The 15,718-nt window shown below is 69.1% G+C and carries 15 protein-coding genes and 1 tRNA gene; 10 read left to right on the top strand and 6 right to left on the bottom strand.

The genetic code is table 11. From position 1 onward, the window contains the following. The first annotated feature begins 7 nt into the window (after nucleotides 1-7). Both rimK and DFQ59_RS11805 read left to right on the top strand, forming a co-directional pair. Nucleotides 8-913 (top strand): 30S ribosomal protein S6--L-glutamate ligase, encoded by a 906-nt coding sequence (gene rimK, locus DFQ59_RS11810; RefSeq protein ID WP_114279907.1) that lies wholly within the window; start codon nucleotides 8-10, stop codon nucleotides 911-913. Nucleotides 914-921: 8 nt separating this feature from the next. Then, nucleotides 922-1,962, top strand: coding sequence for a succinylglutamate desuccinylase/aspartoacylase family protein (locus DFQ59_RS11805; protein ID WP_114279906.1), 1,041 nt, complete (start codon nucleotides 922-924; stop codon nucleotides 1,960-1,962). Nucleotides 1,963-1,989: 27 nt separating this feature from the next. Here the strand turns inward: DFQ59_RS11805 and DFQ59_RS11800 are convergent, their stop codons facing one another. Beyond that, entirely contained in the window at nucleotides 1,990-2,976 is a 987-nt protein-coding gene (locus DFQ59_RS11800; protein WP_114279905.1) for a zinc transporter ZntB, read from the bottom strand. A gap of 64 nt (nucleotides 2,977-3,040) precedes the next feature. Beyond that, the gene (locus DFQ59_RS11795; protein ID WP_114279904.1) at nucleotides 3,041-3,532 is read right to left on the bottom strand and encodes a host attachment protein; all 492 of its coding nucleotides are present in this window, start codon (nucleotides 3,530-3,532) and stop codon (nucleotides 3,041-3,043) included. A 422-nt stretch (nucleotides 3,533-3,954) separates the two neighbouring features. Here DFQ59_RS11795 and DFQ59_RS11790 point away from each other — a divergent pair, with 422 nt between their 5' ends. The 6 genes from DFQ59_RS11790 to DFQ59_RS11765 all read left to right on the top strand — a co-directional run bounded on the left by DFQ59_RS11790 (nucleotide 3,955) and on the right by DFQ59_RS11765 (nucleotide 10,554). After that, entirely contained in the window at nucleotides 3,955-6,054 is a 2,100-nt protein-coding gene (locus tag DFQ59_RS11790) for an AsmA family protein (RefSeq protein ID WP_114279903.1), read from the top strand. A gap of 40 nt (nucleotides 6,055-6,094) precedes the next feature. Then, nucleotides 6,095-7,129 (top strand): A/G-specific adenine glycosylase, encoded by a 1,035-nt coding sequence (mutY, locus tag DFQ59_RS11785; RefSeq protein WP_114279986.1) that lies wholly within the window; start codon nucleotides 6,095-6,097, stop codon nucleotides 7,127-7,129. Between the two features lie 12 nt (nucleotides 7,130-7,141). Continuing rightward, complete coding sequence (locus DFQ59_RS11780; RefSeq protein WP_114279902.1) at nucleotides 7,142-7,414, top strand: oxidative damage protection protein; 273 nt, start codon at nucleotides 7,142-7,144, stop codon at nucleotides 7,412-7,414. Nucleotides 7,415-7,475: 61 nt separating this feature from the next. Next, nucleotides 7,476-7,551 (top strand) — tRNA-Phe (locus DFQ59_RS11775). A gap of 78 nt (nucleotides 7,552-7,629) precedes the next feature. Next, a complete protein-coding gene (locus DFQ59_RS11770; protein ID WP_114279985.1) occupies nucleotides 7,630-9,798 on the top strand; it encodes a VTT domain-containing protein in 2,169 nt (722 codons plus the stop codon). Beyond that, on the top strand, nucleotides 9,799-10,554 hold the full coding sequence (locus DFQ59_RS11765) for an endonuclease/exonuclease/phosphatase family protein (protein ID WP_114279901.1): 756 nt from the start codon (nucleotides 9,799-9,801) through the stop codon (nucleotides 10,552-10,554). A 37-nt stretch (nucleotides 10,555-10,591) separates the two neighbouring features. On the opposite strand, the gene DFQ59_RS11760 is transcribed toward DFQ59_RS11765, so the two are convergent. After that, on the bottom strand, nucleotides 10,592-11,653 hold the full coding sequence (locus tag DFQ59_RS11760) for an arginase family protein (RefSeq protein ID WP_170142143.1): 1,062 nt from the start codon (nucleotides 11,651-11,653) through the stop codon (nucleotides 10,592-10,594). A gap of 208 nt (nucleotides 11,654-11,861) precedes the next feature. Here DFQ59_RS11760 and DFQ59_RS11755 point away from each other — a divergent pair, with 208 nt between their 5' ends. Further along, entirely contained in the window at nucleotides 11,862-13,127 is a 1,266-nt protein-coding gene (locus tag DFQ59_RS11755) for an EAL domain-containing protein (protein ID WP_170142142.1), read from the top strand. Here DFQ59_RS11755 and DFQ59_RS11750 read toward each other — a convergent pair. Next, a complete protein-coding gene (locus DFQ59_RS11750) occupies nucleotides 13,090-13,347 on the bottom strand; it encodes a hypothetical protein (protein WP_147275242.1) in 258 nt (85 codons plus the stop codon). The two genes, DFQ59_RS11755 and DFQ59_RS11750, sit on opposite strands and share 38 nt — an antisense overlap. 397 nt (nucleotides 13,348-13,744) lie before the next feature. Between DFQ59_RS11750 and DFQ59_RS11745 the strand changes: the two genes are divergently transcribed. Beyond that, nucleotides 13,745-14,467, top strand: coding sequence for a Crp/Fnr family transcriptional regulator (locus tag DFQ59_RS11745; RefSeq protein WP_170142141.1), 723 nt, complete (start codon nucleotides 13,745-13,747; stop codon nucleotides 14,465-14,467). Nucleotides 14,468-14,492: 25 nt separating this feature from the next. Here DFQ59_RS11745 and DFQ59_RS11740 read toward each other — a convergent pair whose 3' ends face one another. Further along, complete coding sequence (locus DFQ59_RS11740; RefSeq protein ID WP_147275241.1) at nucleotides 14,493-14,954, bottom strand: hypothetical protein; 462 nt, start codon at nucleotides 14,952-14,954, stop codon at nucleotides 14,493-14,495. Nucleotides 14,955-15,028: 74 nt separating this feature from the next. Continuing rightward, a complete protein-coding gene (locus tag DFQ59_RS11735; RefSeq protein WP_114279896.1) occupies nucleotides 15,029-15,670 on the bottom strand; it encodes a hypothetical protein in 642 nt (213 codons plus the stop codon). Between the last annotated feature and the right edge of the window lie 48 nt (nucleotides 15,671-15,718).

Below are 15,718 nucleotides of genomic sequence, written 5' to 3'. Positions count from 1 at the left end.
CCAGCCTATGAAGATTGCAATTCTCTCCCGCAACCGCCAACTCTACTCCACCCGACGCCTGGTCGAGGCGGGCCAGGAGCGGGGCCACGAGATGGTCGTGCTCGACCCCCTGCGCTGCCAGGTGGACGTGGCCAGCCAGCGTCCGGGCGTGCACTACCGGGGCGAACAGCTGGAGGGGTTCGACGCGGTCATCCCGCGCATCGGCGCCTCCATCACCTTCTACGGCCTGGCCGTGCTGCGCCAGTTCGAGGTCATGGGGGTCTACCCCCTGAACGAGTCGGTGGCCATCGGACGCTCCCGCGACAAGCTGCGCTCCCTGCAGCTGCTCGCCCGCAAGGGGGTCGGACTGCCGGTGACCGGGTTCGCCCACTCGGTGGACGATACCCAGGCGCTGATCGACCTGGTGGGAGGCGCGCCCCTGGTGGTGAAGCTGCTGGAGGGCACCCAGGGCAAGGGGGTCGTGCTGGCCGAGACCGACAAGGCCGCCGAGAGCCTCATCGACGCCTTCCGCGAGCTGGACGCCAACTTCCTGGTGCAGGAGTTCATCAAGGAGGCCGGCGGCGCCGACATCCGCTGTTTCGTCATCGGCGATCGGGTGGTGGCGGCCATGAAGCGCCAGGCGAAGGAGGGCGAGTTCCGCTCCAACCTCCACCGCGGCGGCAGCGCGGCCCTGGTGCGCCTGACCCCCGCCGAGCGGGCCACCGCGGCGCGGGCGGCCAAGATCGTCGGCCTCAACGTGGCCGGGGTGGACATCCTGCGTTCAAACCACGGCCCGCTGGTGATGGAGGTGAACTCGTCCCCGGGGCTGGAAGGCATCGAAACGGCCACGGGCAAGGACGTGGCGGACCAGATCATCCTGTTCATCGAGAAGAACGCCAAGCCCAACCGCACCCGCACCAAGGGCAAGGGCTGAGCCGGACCATGGCCAGGCGCCCCCTGTTCATCAACGGCGAGGACATCGCCCCCGGGTCCCGGGTCACCATCGACGTACCGGTCGCCCGCCTCTACACCCATGCGCCCATCACCATGCCGGTGCAGGTGGTGCGCGGCAGGCGTGCCGGCCCGCGGCTGTTCGTCAGCGCCGCCATCCACGGCGATGAAATCAACGGCGTGGAGGTAATCCGGCGCCTGCTGAAACTGCCGGCGCTCGACAAGCTGCACGGCACCCTCATCGCCGTGCCGGTGGTGAACGTGCACGGCTTCCTGCACCACTCCCGCTACCTACCCGACCGCCGCGACCTGAACCGCGTCTTTCCTGGCTCGGAATGCGGCTCGCTGGCCGCCCGGCTGGCCAACCTGTTCATGACCGAGGTGGTGGACAACAGCCAGTACGGCATCGACATCCACTCAGGCGCCATCCACCGCAGCAACCTGCCCCAGATCCGCGCCAAGCTGGACGACCCGGAGACCGAGCGCCTGGCGCGCCTGTTCGGGGTGCCGGTGATCCTCAACTCCGACCTGCGCGACGGCTCACTACGGGAGGCGGCCGCCGAAAAGGGCATCCCCACCCTGCTCTACGAGGCGGGCGAGGCGCTGCGTTTCGACGAATTCGGCATCCGCGTGGGGGTGAACGGGGTCGTCAACGTGATGCGCGCGCTGGGCATGCTGCCCCGGAGCCGCAGCAGGAAACCGCCGCGGGAGCCCTACGTGGCCCGCTCCAGCAGCTGGATGCGCGCCCCCCAGGGCGGCATTCTCCGCAGCCAGGTGCCCCTCGGCGCACGGGTGGCGAAGGGTGAAGTGCTGGGCCTCGTGGCCGATCCCTTCGGCGAGCGGGAGGAGGAGGTCATCTCCACGGTGGAGGGCATCGTCATCGGCCGGGCCAATCTGCCCCTGGTCAACGAGGGCGAGGCGCTCTACCACGTGGCCCGCTTCCAGGCCGTCAGGGAGGTGGAGGCGCACCTGGAGGCGTTCCAGGAACACGTCCAGAGCGCCGAGATCCTGCCCGAGCTGCCGATTGTGTGAAGCTGCCGGTCACTGGCAACCGGCAACTCATATCCACCCCTTGCGGCGGAAGTAGAGCATCTGCCCCGCCAGCACGGCCGCAAGGAGGGTGCAGACGGCGAGGAACCCCCAGCCCACTCCCTCTCCGGGGATGCCGCCGACGTTGATGCCGAGCAGGCCGGTGATGAATCCCAGGGGCAGGAACACCGCCGCCACCATGGAGAGCAGGTACATCCGCTGCTCCATCCGCGAGGAGAGGCGGCTGTTGAGCTCCTCCTGGGTCACCGCCGCCCGCTCCCGCGCGGCGTCCAGGTCCTCCAGGTAGCGGGACGTGCGGTCGGCCACCTCGCGCAGCTCGGCGCGCTCGTTGGCCGCGATCAGGTTCACCTTCTCCAGCACCAGCCGGTTCAGCGCCTCGCGCTGGGGAGCCAGGTAGCGGCGCAGCATGATGGCCTGGCGGCGCAGACCGGACAGGCGCGGGCCGAGGGCATGGCTTTCGGCGCTGAGCACATCCTCCTCCAGGGCATCCACCGCCCCATCCAGGTCGTGCACCACCGATGACATGCGCAGCAGCAGGCCCTCGGCGAGGCGGACCAGGAACCCCCCCGGCGTTTCGGGACCCCCGCCGTCCTCGATGGCGGCGCGCAGATCGGCGATGGCCAGCAGCTTGTAGCGCCGGGTGGAGATGATGCGCTCGCCGTCGAACCAGAGCCGGATCGAAACCATGTCCTCCGGGTCCGCACCGGGATTCAGGTTCACCCCGCGCAGGACCACCAGCAGTCCCTCGCCGACGGCCAGGGCCCGCGGCCGGGTCTCCTCGGCGAGCAGGGCGGAGGCGATGACCGGATCGATGCCGCTCTCCTCCGCCAGCCAGGCCCGGGCATCAGGGCTGGTGTAGTCGAGGTGCACCCACAGGGTCCCGGCGCCAGGATGCCAGCGGCGCACCCCATCCATGTCCTGGAGCGCACCGCCACCGTGACCGTCCAGCAGGTAGGCGCAGAGCAGGCCACTGTTCGGAGAGGGATTCGAGCCCATGGGGGGTTACCGTGGTGGGTACGGCGGGCGGTCCTCAAACCGCCCGCCCGGGAAATCCGGCGCCTCAGCCGGTGGGACGCTGCCGCTTCGGCAGCAGGCCGTCCTGCGCCAGACGATTGTGCAGCTCAGCGGTGGTGAGCTTGCTGAGATTCTTGGCCACTTCATGCACCTGCACGCCATTGAGGCCGCTGCCCATGGTGTTGCGCAGGAAACCGAGCATGCGTTTCTCGGCCAGCACCACCAGGTGCTTGGCCTTCCGGCTGTTGACGACCCGGACCACGTCGTCCGCCACCTGGCGGGCGAAGCGCGCGACGAACTCGTCGGCATGCTTCTCCCGGTGGTCGTCATAACCGTGGGCGGCCCCGGAGGATGCGCGGTTGCGCCCGCTCTTCATCTCGCTCCAGAGATCCTTGTCGGCCTGTTCCATCTCGGGGTTTACCAGGTCGTGATACTCCGTCAGGTTGGGCCCGGACTCCATCTCCGGCAGCGCCGCCGGTTCGAGGGTGAAGATCCTTGCCCGAGCTGCATCGGCAAGCACAACGCAGTAGTCACTCATGCGCCCTGCCTCCTTCTCAAGTGATGTCAGGGTTCCGGCCCGGTTGCGGACCGGTCTCAGTGGCCCCGGGTGTTCAACGCCCATGGCGTTCCTGGCGGGCGGGACGGGCGAGAGTCGCACCAAGCCCGGGATTCCAGCCCGCATGAGGGTTGCGGACAGCTGGAATCACGGCCATTCAGACCACTCACCCCCCTGGACGACGGGTTAGACCACAATCTGGCATACATCCGGGGCCGGTGCTGCAATCGACCTCCTCATCTCATCCCCCCTGTAGTTGAATATCACACCTGTTCGGGGAATGATCAAATCGACCTCCGCTCGCCGCACTGCAACATCCCGATCTCCCGGAGCGCGGTCAGGTTGCCTGCGCGGGAGCCCGTTGCTAGCCTCAAGCAAACAGCCGGAAATGGAGTTCAACAATAATGAAAGCCCTGCTCAAGATCCTCGGTGGAGTCATCGGTCTCGTCATCCTCCTCGTGGCCGGACTGGCGGTCTACTTCACGCTCTTCTTCGACCCCAACGACTACCGCGACCAGCTCACCACGGTGGTCAAGGAGCGCACCGGCCGGGATCTCGCCATCAACGGCGATATCGGCATCACCGTCTTCCCCTGGCTGGGCATCAAGCTGGGCCAGGTGCAACTGGGCAACGCGCAGGGATTCGGCGAGGAACCCTTCGCCCGCATCGAGGCCGCCCAGGCCCGGGTCAAGCTGATGCCCCTGCTGAGGAAGGAGGTGGAGATCGATACCGTGGCCCTCGAGGGGCTGCAGCTCAACCTCGCCCGGGCCAAGGACGGGCGCAGCAACTGGGATGACCTGGTGCCCGCCGAGAGCGCCGGGGCCGCGGCGGAGGAGAAGCCCGCCGGCGAACCCGCGCCGGCCGTGGCCGCGCTGGCGGTGGGCGGAATCGAGCTCAGCGACGCCCGCGTGGTCTGGGACGATCGCCAGAGCGGCACCCGCCAGACGGTGGAGAACCTCAACCTCACGAGCGGCGAGCTGGTGCCCGGGCGCCCGTTCCCCGTCGAGGCGAGCCTCGACCTCACCTCCAGCGCTCCGGTCCTGAAGAGCCACCTGACGTTCAAGGGCGAGGTGAATGCCCAGCCGGACAAGGGCCGCTACACGGTCAAGGGGCTGGAGCTGCGCGCGGAGTCACAGGGCGAGACCCTGCCCGGCGGCAAGGCCGATGTCCAGCTCAATGCCGAGGTGGACGCCGACCTCTGGCAGCAGACCCTGGACGTGACCGGACTCACCCTCACCGCCTACGGGCTGCGGATGAACGGCGCGCTGAAGGGCGGCAACATCACCACCACCCCGTTGTTCAAGGGTACGCTCGAGGTGAGCGAGTTCAGTCCGCGGGAGCTGCTGGCGCAACTGGGCCAGCCGGCCATCGACACCGCCGACGGGAATGTGCTGTCGAAAGCCAGCCTGAAATCGGCCCTGGAGGCCACCCCCAGCCGGCTGATGCTGAGCGGCCTGGAGATGCGCCTGGACGACACCGCGCTCACCGGCAGCGCCGGCGTCAGCGACTTCGCCAGCCAGGCGCTGCGCTTCGACCTGGCGCTCGACGCCATCGATCTCGACCGCTACCTCCCGCCGCCGCGGGAGGATCAGCAGGCCGGAAGCCCCGGCGCGGCCGCCGGCGCCGCGGGCATCGACCCGGCCGTGCTGCGGCCCCTCAACATCCAGGGCAAGTTCCATGTGGGCAGCCTCAAGATCGCCAAGCTGAGCGCCACCGACATCAACGTCGAGGTCAAGGCGAAGGATGGCCTGGTGCAGCTGAATCCCCTCAACGCCGCCCTGTACGAGGGCCGCTACAACGGCGACATCCGCCTCGACGGCCGCGGCAAGTCGCTGCAGCTGGCGCTGGACGAGCACCTCAAGGGCGTCCAGGCCGGCCCGTTGCTGCGGGATCTCACCGGCAAGGAGGAGAAGCTCACCGGCCAGGCGGAGATGAACGCCGCCCTGCGGGCCGCGGGCAACGACGCCGAGGCCATGAAGCGCACCCTCAGCGGCAACGCGGACTTCCGCTTCACCAACGGCGCGGTCAAGGGCGTCAATATCGCCCAGATGCTGCGCGAGGCCGACGCCCGCCTCAAGGGCCAGCCGGCGCCGCCCAGCAACGAGCCCAACCAGACCGACTTCAGCGAGCTCTCCGGCACGGTGAAGGTCACCGACGGCGTGGCCCGCAACGACGATCTCCTGGCCAAGTCGCCGCTGCTGCGGGTCACCGGCAGCGGCAGCGCCGACCTGCCCCGGGAGCGGATCGACTACCTGGTCAAGGCGGCCATCGTGGGCACCCTCACCGGCCAGGGCGGCAAGGAGCTGGACCAGCTGCACGGGGTCACCGTCCCCATCAAGGTGAGCGGAAGCTTCGACAATCCCAAGTACGCCCTGGACACCGAGAGCCTGCTCAAGGAGGCCGCCCAGGGGAAAATCGAGGAGAAGAAGCAGGAGATCCAGCAGAAGGCCACCGAGCAGCTGCAGGAGAAGCTCCAGGACGGCCTGAAGGGCCTGTTCCGCTGACGCCGTGGCCGCCGCCGGACTGCCCCTGCCGCCGGGGAAGATGGCGGCGGCCCTGCTCGCCTGGTTCGACCGGCACGGCCGCCACGACCTGCCCTGGCAGCACCCCGCCACGCCCTACCGGGTGTGGATCTCGGAGGTGATGCTGCAGCAGACCCAGGTGGCGACCGTCATCCCCTACTACGAGGCCTTCATCGCCCGCTTCCCGTCGGTGGAAGCGCTGGCGGCCGCCCCCCTGGACGAGGTGCTGCGCCACTGGGCCGGACTGGGCTACTACGCCCGGGCCCGCAATCTGCACCAGGCCGCCCGCCAGGTGGTGGAGCGGCACGGGGGACGCTTTCCGGACACCCTGGAGGCGCTCGAGGCGCTGCCGGGCATCGGCCGTTCCACCGCCGGCGCCATCCTGGCCCAGGCCCACGGCATCCGCGCCCCGATCCTGGACGGCAACGCCAAGCGGGTGCTGGCCCGGCTGGCCGCCGTGGAGGGCTGGAGCGGCACCGCCGCGGTCCAGCGCCGGCTGTGGGAGCTGGCGGAGGCCTGCACCCCGGCCGCGCGGGTTCGGGACTACACCCAGGCCATCATGGACCTCGGCGCCACGGTCTGCACCCGCAGCCGCCCCGCCTGCGCCGACTGCCCCCTGGGCGACGGCTGCCGGGCCCGTGCCGAAGGCCGCCAGGGGGAGCTGCCGGCCTCCCGTCCGCGCCGCGAGCTGCCCGTGCGCCGCACCCGGCTGCTGCTCATCACCGATCCGGAAGCCGGCGTGCTCCTGGAGCGCCGCCCCCCGACCGGCATCTGGGGCGGGCTCTGGAGCCTTCCGGAGTGCGGCTGGGACACCGACCCCACGGAACTGGTCCGGGCGCGCTACCATGGCGAGGTGCGCAGCTGGCGGCCGTGGCCGGCGCGGGTCCACACCTTCACCCACTTCCGGCTGGAGTTCACCCCCTGGCAGGGCGCCATTAACCGACCCTCACACTGGGTATTGGAACCGGATCGCACTCTCTGGTATAACGTGGGCCTTTCCGAACCACCCGGCCTGGCCGCCCCCGTGCGCGCCCTGCTGGAAGGCATGCGCAATTGACGGAGACGACCCATGACCCGCACGGTGAAATGCCAGAAGCTCCACAAGGAGGCTGAAGGCCTCGACTTCGCCCCCTACCCGGGCGATCTCGGCCAGAAGATCTACGACAACATCTCCAAGGAAGCCTGGGCCGCCTGGCAGCGCCAGCAGACCATGCTCATCAACGAATACCGCCTGAGCATGATGGATCCCAAGGCGCGCACCTTCCTCGAGGAGCAGATGGTCGCCTTCCTGTTCGGCGAGGGCGGCGTCACCCCCGAAGGGTACGTGCCGCCCAGGCAGTGAGGCCCCGGCCGGGGTCTTGACTCCACGCAGGACGCACTGTTTAATACGTGCCTTCCGCGCAGGCCAGGTAGCTCAGTTGGTAGAGCAGGGGATTGAAAATCCCCGTGTCGGCGGTTCGATTCCGTCCCTGGCCACCAGTTTCCGAAGGGCCCGCACCGGCAACGGTGCGGGCCTTTTTCGTTGTGCCCCGCCGGTTCCCGGCCTAGGGTATGGGCATGGACACCCCCACGGCGGACACGCCCCACGGGACCGCGGGTGCGGAGACTGCGCCCATCCTGCGGCCCGGGGTCAACTGCTGGCGTCTGGAGCGGGCCGCGCGGGTCGGCCTCATCGTCGACACGGCGGCCTACTTCGAGGCGCTGCGGGAGGCATGCGACGCGGCCCGCCACAGCATCCTCATCCTCGGCTGGGACTTCGATCGGCGTGAGCCGCTGGGCCGGGGTGCCGGCACCGGCGAACCCGATCCGCCCCCCCTGGCCGAGTACCTGGCCCGGCTGCTGGAGCGGAACCCGGAGCTGGAAATCCACCTGCTCATCTGGGATTTCCACGTCATCTACACTCCCGAGCGCGAACTGTTCCAGCGCTGGCGGTTGCGCCTGCAGGGCCACACGCGGCTGCACCTGCAGCTGGATTCCCGCCACCCCCCGGGAGGATCCCAGCACCAGAAGCTGGTGGTGGTGGACGACCGGCTGGCCTTCGCCGGCGGCATCGACCTCAGCCGCTGGCGCTGGGACACCCCCGCGCATCGCCCGGACGATCCCCGCCGCATCGATCCCGACGGCAAGCCCTACCCGCCGTTCCACGATCTGATGATGGCCGTGGACGGTCCGGCGGCCCGCGCCCTGGGCGAGCTGGCCCGCGCGCGCTGGGACGCCTCCGGCAGCCCCGGGCGGCCACCCGCGCCGGCACCGGCAACCGGCACCGATCCCTGGCCGCCCTCGGTGGAGCCGGCGCTCCGGGATCAGGAGATCGCCATCGCCCGCACCCTGCCGGAGTACGAAGACCGGGTGGCGGTACGGGAAGTGGAGCGGCTCTACCTCGACGGGATCGAGGCCGCCCGCCGCTGGATCTACATCGAGAACCAGTATTTCACTTCGCAGCGGCTCACCAGCGCGCTGGCCCGGCGCCTGCAGGAGCCCGACGGGCCCGAGGTCATGCTCGTGCTCCCCCGGCACACCGGCGGCTGGCTGGAGCAGGTCACCATGGACGCCCTCCGCGGCCGGCGCCTGGAGACGCTGCGCCAAGCCGATCGCCACCACCGTTTCGGGGTCTACCACCCCCACCAGCCGGGCCTGGGCGAGGAGGAGTGCATCAGCGTCCATGCGAAGCTGCTCGTCGTCGACGATCGCCTGCTGCGCATCGGCTCCTCCAATACCAGCGACCGGTCGCTGGGACTCGACAGCGAATGCGACCTCGCCCTCGAGGCGGACGCCGGGGAAGCGGCGCGCGAGGCGGTGAGAAACTTCCGCCACCGGCTGCTGGGCGAGCACCTCGATCGGCCGGCCGCCGCGGTGGCCGCCGAGGAGACCCGGCAGGGCTCCCTGCTGGCCGCTGTGGAGCGGCTGCGCGGCAAGGGACGCAGCCTGCGGCCGCTGGAGAGCGACGGCGGGGCGGCGGCGGAACGGCTGCCCGACAGCGGGCTGATCGATCCCGACGAGCCCATCAGTCCCGACTACTTCGTGCGCCGCTTCATACCCGCCTCCCGGCATGGGCACGGCCGCCGCCGGCTGGGTCTGTTTCTCGGCTTCATCGGCGTGCTGCTGACCGCCGCCGCCGCGTGGCGCTGGTCACCGCTGGCCGAGTGGCTGACCCCCGAGCGGCTGGCGGCGTGGCTGGAGACGGCGCGCACCCCTGTCATCCGCGAGACCCTGGTGCTGGCGGCGTTCGTCGCCGCCAGCCTGCTGATGGCGCCGCTGACCCTGCTGGTGGTCGCGGCCGGATTGCTGCTCGGGCCCTGGCTGGGCTTCGCCTGCGCATTCGCCGGGGCGCTGATCAGCGCCCTGTGCGGTTTCCTGCTGGGACGGGTACTGGGAAGATCGGGCCTCGATCGACTGAGCGGATCGCGGCTGCACCGCCTGAGCCGCCGGCTCGCGGACCAGGGGATATTGGCGGTGGCGATGCTGCGGCTGGTGCCGGTGGCTCCCTACACGGTGGTCAACCTGGTGGCCGGGGCCACCCACCTGCGTCTCGGGGCATTCCTGCTCGGTTCGGCCCTCGGCCTGGCGCCGGGCGTGCTCGGCCTGGCCGTCTTTTCCGGCAGCCTGCTCCGGGCGCTCGCCGATCCGGGGCCCGGCACCCTTCTGCTGCTGGTGGCCGTGGCCGCGGTGCTGGTGGGCGGCGCCCTGACCCTGCGCCGCCTGCTCGGCTCGGGGAGGTCGGGCTGAATGCGGGCAGCCGGCGCCGGACCGGGCCAGCCATCCCTGCTGGCCGCCACCTACAACATCCACGGGGCGCTGGGCGGCGACGGGCTACGGGATCCCCGGCGCGTGGCCGCTGTCATCCGCGCCACCGGCGCCGGGATCGTCGCCCTCCAGGAGGTGGACTCGCGCCCGGGCACCCTGAGCGATTCGGTCCAGATGGAGCGGCTCGCGGCCGCGACGGCGCTGACGCCCATCCCCGGCCCCACCATCGTCAGCTCGGATCGCAGCTACGGCAACGTCCTGCTGACCCGCTTCCCCGTACGGACGCTGCACCGCCACGACCTCAGCGAGCCGGGGCGCGAGCCCCGGGGCGCCATAGACGCCGTGCTGGTTCTTCCGGCCGGTCCCCTGCGGGTGATCGCCACCCACCTCGGCCTGGGGCGGCGTGAGCGCCGCCGCCAGGTGGGGAAGCTGATGGAAATCCTGGATGAGCGCCGCGGACTGCCGCTGCTGCTGCTCGGCGACTTCAACGAGTGGATTCCCATGGCCGGCAGCCTGCGGCGGCTGAACCGCCGCCTGGGCGCCAGGCCGGTACCGGCGGCCTTCCCCGCGCGCCGGCCGTTCCTGGCCCTGGACCGGGTCTGGTCCCGCCCCGCCGGGCTGGTCCGGGAGGTGCGCGCCCATGCCGCGGCGCCGGCGGCGGTGGCTTCGGATCACCTGCCCCTGGTGGTGGTGGTGGACTACCCGGCGTGTCCACAAGGCCGGGACACCCGCCCCTGAACCCCGTTGACGGCCGGCGCCCCCGGCGCCGCTCCCCTCAGCAGAGTCCCCGGCTCCTGAGCAGGCAGCCGCAGAGGCGGTAGAGAATGCGGGCGCCGACGTTGGCGTCCCACTCGTCGCCGTCCGGCCCCGGGGCCACCTCGCAGAGATCGAAGCCGATGACCCGGCGCCCGCTCTCCGCCAGCGCCTCGAGCAGGTAGCAGGCCTCGTCGTAGCTGAGCCCGCCGGGAACCGGGGTGCCGGTGGAAGGGCAGTAGGGGGGGTCGAGGGCATCGATGTCGAAGGAGACATAGACCCGCTCCGGCAGGTCGGCGAGGATGCGCCGCACCACCTCGCCGAAGGCGACACCCTCGGCGCGCAGGCGGAAGAGGTCGCGGCCGTACCAGGCCCGGCACCGCTCGCCAAGCGCCTCGGCGTACTTCCGCTCGGCCCGGGAATAGTCGCGGATGCCCACCTGGACCAGCCGCTCCACCTGCGGGATGCGCTCCATCACGTTGTGGAAGATGGAGGCGTGGGATCCGGTGAAACCCTCGTAGGCCTCGCGCAGGTCATGATGGGCGTCGAGGTGGAGAATCCCGAAGCCCTCCGGATGGGCCTCGGCCAGGGCCTGGATCAGCCCTTCCGGCGCGGAGTGATCGCCACCCACCACGCCGATGTGCCGGCCCGAGGCGAGCACGTCGCGGGCGGCGGCCAGGACCCGTTCGTTGACCTCGCGGCTGGCACCGTTCACCAGCGCCAGCTCGGCGGCGGCCTCGCCGCCCTCCTCCAGCGCCTCGATCACCTTCCGCGCCTGGGGCCGGGCCCGTTCGTCGAGGGCGCGGATGGTCCCGTCCTCGGGCAGGAAGGCGATACCCGCGCGATAGGGCCGGCCGAAGGCGCCATCCTCGAGGTCGAGCTGGTGGCTGGCGGCGACGATGGCGGCGGGCGCCGCGCTGGCCCCGCCGCCATAGGAGGTGGTGGCCTCCCAGGGCACGGGCAGCAGCACCAGCGCCGCCTCCGCGGGGTCGAGCCGGGCGCCGAGAAAGCCGGCGTCGGCCGCCGGCGGCATGCCGCTCTCCAGCGCCTCCATCACGACTTCGAAAGGCAGATAGGCGGGCATTCGATCATCTCCTGTTCCGGGTGGCGGCCTCCCCTGGAGAAGATGCGCTCTCCCGGGGCCGCGGGCAGGGAACACTATATTCATCGATGGCGGGTGCGACAACGCCGCGCGGGGCATGCGAGGCAAAGCTGGATAACGCCACTTCACTAAGCTATTGTTGGCTGAACATGGGGTTACGGGAGGCCGGAACGCATCGGCGAAACATGGGGTGACCACCCAGAATTTCAAGAAAACGTTCCGCAGCGGATCGATCATCTTCAGGGAAGGGGAACCGGGCACCGCCGCCTATATCATTGAAAAGGGAATGGTCGAGATCGCTGCCCTGCAACGGGGCGAGAGGCGGGTCATGGCGCTGCTCACCGAGGGGGAGATCTTCGGCGAGATGGCGCTCATCGACGACGGCCTGCGCTCGGCCACCGCCACCGCCGTCCAGGACACCGAGGTCCTGGTCATCAACCGCGAATATGTCCGCGACCGGCTCGATGGAACGGATCCCCTGCTGAAGCTGTTCCTGCACGTCATCCTCAAGCGGCTGCGCGAGCTGGATACCGACGATCGCCGCAGCCAGAGCGAGCGCAACCCCGACGGCGAGCGGCACCGCGACCGCCAGCAGGCCTGGGACAGCCGCGATTACGTGCTCACCCAGCTGCGTTTCCAGCAGGATCTGCTCAACGCCTTCGAACGCCGCGAGTTCCGTCCCTACTACCAGGCCATCGTCTCTCTCGAGACCGGCGAGATTGCCGGACTCGAGGTGCTGATCCGCTGGAATCATCCGGTACGGGGGCTGGTCTCGCCCGACGAGTTCATCGGGGTGATGGAGGAGACCGGGCTCATCGTCCCCATCGGGTTATGGATCTTCGAGGAGGCCTGCCAGGCGCTGCTGCGCTTCCAGGAGAGCCTGCCGCACGGGAGGAAGGGCCCACCGCTCTACATGAGCATCAACACCTCCAGCCGCCAGTTCCTGGATCAGAACTTCATCGGCCGGATTGGCAGCGTGGTCTACGACAGCGGCGTGGACCCCCGTCACGTGGTGGTCGAAATCACCGAGCGGGTGCTGATGCAGGACCCGGATCGGGCCGCCATCGCCCTGGACAAGCTGAAGGAGCTCGGCCTGCGCGTAGCGGTGGACGATTTCGGCACCGGCTACTCCAGCCTGAACTACCTCCATCGCTTTCCCATCGACGTCCTCAAGGTCGATCGCTCCTTCGTCAGCTCCATGCTGCTGAACCGCAAGAGCCAGGGCATCGTCCGGGCACTGACCGAGCTGGCGCAGATCAACCACATGGAGGTCATTGCCGAGGGCATCGACCACCGCGACCAGATCAACCTGCTGCAGGACTACGGCTGCCGCTACGGCCAGGGCTTCCTCTTCACCCGCCCCATGTCCGAGGCCCAGATGAGCCCGCTGCTGAGGACAGGAACCCACTGGCATGAGCTCATCGCGAGTCCCGTGCTGCTGAAGGCTGAACCCTGAGCTCCGCCTCCGGCGCCACCCCGGCGGTACCAGCGCAATCCACACCGCTTCCGGCGCGGATGTCGGAATCATTCAGGAGCGATGGGGCGTCCGCCTTCCTGACGGGAGCCGCCTGGAATCCGAACAGGATGTTGATGCCCTCCACCGCCTCGGCCCAATCCAGCACCGGCAACCATTGCCAACCCAGCAGGGTGGAAACCAGCACGAGCGCGATGAACAACAGGGCACGGGCACGGCGTGCCCGGCGGGTATAACAGCCATTCATGGCCGGACATCTTCCTCGGGCAGTCTCTGTCCCGCCTTCCGGGTGGAATTGAATCGGGAAGGCAACGGGATTTTGTTATTATGGGGCAAATTATTCTTTATCCGCCCTGACCTGTCACTGATGATAGTCACGAGAAAAAACGTATTTATTTGATAATTATCATCCTCAGCAACAGATAATCCAGCGCATCGTCAATACTTCCTATCTATATGTGCGGATTGTCATTTTTTTCCCAATGCCGTACCCTTTGCCGTAACAAGCAGCGATTTTGAAAAGATAAGGAAATCGGTCTCGAAACTCCCGTTGTCACCGGAGGCGGACCTGTTATTGATTGACGCAGGGAGGTTTTCCGGTGAGTCGGGACTCCAAAATCCGCTCCACCGACGTGAACTGGCTGGGGCGTGCTGATTGCACGAACTGCCCGATCCGGGTTCACGCCCTTTTCTCGCCCGTGCCGGATGAGAGCCTGGAGGCCCTGACGGCCCCCATCGACCGCTTCGGCTTCGGCCCCAAGACCACCCTCTACGAACTGGACCAGCGCGGGGACTCCATCTACACCCTGCGTTCCGGCCTGGTGAAGCTGGTCCGCCACCTGCCCAAGGGCGTCGAGCGCATCGTGCGCCTGGTCCGGCCCGGTGGCGTGGCCGGCCTGGAACTGCTCGTGGACGGCCGCTACCACCACACGGCGGTGGCCGTGCAGGAGAGCGAGGCGTGCCGGATACCCATCGTGGTCCTGAGCGAACTCAAGCAGCGCCATACGGAACTGCATCGCGAGCTGATACGCCGCTGGCAGGAGAGCGTGGACGAGGCCGATCGCTTCATCACCGCCTTCGCCACCGGTGCGGCGCCGGTACGCATGGCGCGGCTGCTGTTGAGGCTGTGCGATGATCGGAGCGCATCACCGAGCTCCACCCGGATCGGACGCGACGTGCTGGCGGGGGTACTGGGGATCTCCACCGAAACGGCCTCACGCATCATGGCGGATTTCAAGCGCCGCGGCCTGGTGGAGGAAGAGGAAGGGCATTTCCGTTGCGTCGATCCCGCCGGTCTGGAGGCGTTGGCCCAGGATCCTTGATCCAGGCCGGTTGCGGAAGCGGCCTTCAGCGACCCCTGGCCGCCCCCTTCGCGCCCCCTACCGCACCGCCCACGGCGCCGCCTCCGGCGCCGGAAACAGAATCCAGGCCAATGGAAGCGCCACCGCCGCCGCTGATTCCGCCCTGTTGCCTGCGGGCCTCGTAACCCATGCCGAACCAGGTGCCGCCGCTGCCGGCGGGATTGCCTGATTCTGCGCCCCCTTCATCCTTCCGTTCCTTCTTGAGATCGAGACCAAGGCTGAAGGAAGAGGCATCCCCGCCCAGCCTGTAGGCGGGATCCGGCCGCAGGAGGTCGCGGCCGTTGCGTTCGGGCGAGGACTGGAAAGGCGAACCGAAGCCGGCGGAATCCGATGAGCCGGATTCCGCCGGTTCGAGATCGGCAGATGACAACCCCGGCGGCAGAAAGCCGGTGTCAGGGAGTGGCGTCTCTTCCTGGGCAAGCGCCGGCCCGATGCCGATGACCAGCATCAGGAGCAGTATTCCCAGGGATGCATCCAACCTTCTCATCTTCGACTCTGACCAACTACCTCATGAAACCGGGCTCAACGCCCACGGCCACCGCCGAGTCCGCCGAGACCTCCACCGAGGGCGCCGCCGAGGCTGCCGCCACCGACGCTGCCGCCGGCGCTGGCACTGCCGCCGAAACCACCGCCGAGCCCGACTCCGATGCCGCCACCGATGCCGCCGCTCAGGCCGCCGGCGGAGCCCGAAGCGGCCAGCGCGCCTTCACCGCCCCCATCATACCCCTCACCCGTACCCTCGAGGGAAGCCTCGAGTTGGGTCTGTTCGCGGGCCTGGGTGGCGGTTTCGACGCCGTACTGGACCGTTTCGCGGGCCCGGGTCATCGCCTGCTCACGGAGCTGGCTGGCGGTCTGGACGCCCTGCTGGGCCTTCTCGCGGGCCTGGAGCATCACCTGCTGCCGCACCTGATTCATGTAGCCGACCTGTTCCCGCACCGGGGTGGTGTCGGGCACCGCCGCCTCCGCGCTGACGCTGGCCTCGGCCTCGGCCACGGTCTGATCCTGGGTCTGATCCTGGGTCTGGTCCTGGGTCTGGTCCTGGGTCTGGTCCTGGGTCTGGTCCTGGGTCTGGTCCTGGGTCGCCGCTTCATCGGCAGCATAGAGAGGCGCGCCGCAAAGCAGCAGGCCGAGCCCGATCACCCTGTAAAGTTCCTTGTGCGTCATTACCGTTACCTCTTCCATAGTTGACTGACAGAGGCCCCACCGCGAGGC

Source organism: Thioalbus denitrificans (assembly GCF_003337735.1).
Classification (GTDB): Bacteria; Pseudomonadota; Gammaproteobacteria; order DSM-26407; family DSM-26407; genus Thioalbus; species Thioalbus denitrificans.
The sequence above is the reverse complement of the archived record's forward strand: the minus strand, read 5'-3'. Positions and strand labels throughout refer to the sequence as shown.

Bases quoted from the DNA above. Each gene is read 5' to 3' on its own strand.
- DFQ59_RS11735 (WP_114279896.1), bottom strand. From the start codon at position 15,670: ATGACGCACAAGGAACTTTACAGGGTGATCGGGCTCGGCCTGCTGCTT.
- DFQ59_RS11780 (WP_114279902.1), top strand. From the start codon at position 7,142: ATGACCCGCACGGTGAAATGCCAGAAGCTCCACAAGGAGGCTGAAGGC.
- DFQ59_RS11805 (WP_114279906.1), top strand. From the start codon at position 922: ATGGCCAGGCGCCCCCTGTTCATCAACGGCGAGGACATCGCCCCCGGG.
- rimK (WP_114279907.1), top strand. From the start codon at position 8: ATGAAGATTGCAATTCTCTCCCGCAACCGCCAACTCTACTCCACCCGA.
- DFQ59_RS11740 (WP_147275241.1), bottom strand. From the start codon at position 14,954: ATGCTGGTCATCGGCATCGGGCCGGCGCTTGCCCAGGAAGAGACGCCA.
- DFQ59_RS11770 (WP_114279985.1), top strand. From the start codon at position 7,630: ATGGACACCCCCACGGCGGACACGCCCCACGGGACCGCGGGTGCGGAG.
- DFQ59_RS11790 (WP_114279903.1), top strand. From the start codon at position 3,955: ATGAAAGCCCTGCTCAAGATCCTCGGTGGAGTCATCGGTCTCGTCATC.
- DFQ59_RS11760 (WP_170142143.1), bottom strand. From the start codon at position 11,653: ATGCCCGCCTATCTGCCTTTCGAAGTCGTGATGGAGGCGCTGGAGAGC.
- DFQ59_RS11795 (WP_114279904.1), bottom strand. From the start codon at position 3,532: ATGAGTGACTACTGCGTTGTGCTTGCCGATGCAGCTCGGGCAAGGATC.
- DFQ59_RS11800 (WP_114279905.1), bottom strand. From the start codon at position 2,976: ATGGGCTCGAATCCCTCTCCGAACAGTGGCCTGCTCTGCGCCTACCTG.
- mutY (WP_114279986.1), top strand. From the start codon at position 6,095: ATGGCGGCGGCCCTGCTCGCCTGGTTCGACCGGCACGGCCGCCACGAC.
- DFQ59_RS11765 (WP_114279901.1), top strand. From the start codon at position 9,799: ATGCGGGCAGCCGGCGCCGGACCGGGCCAGCCATCCCTGCTGGCCGCC.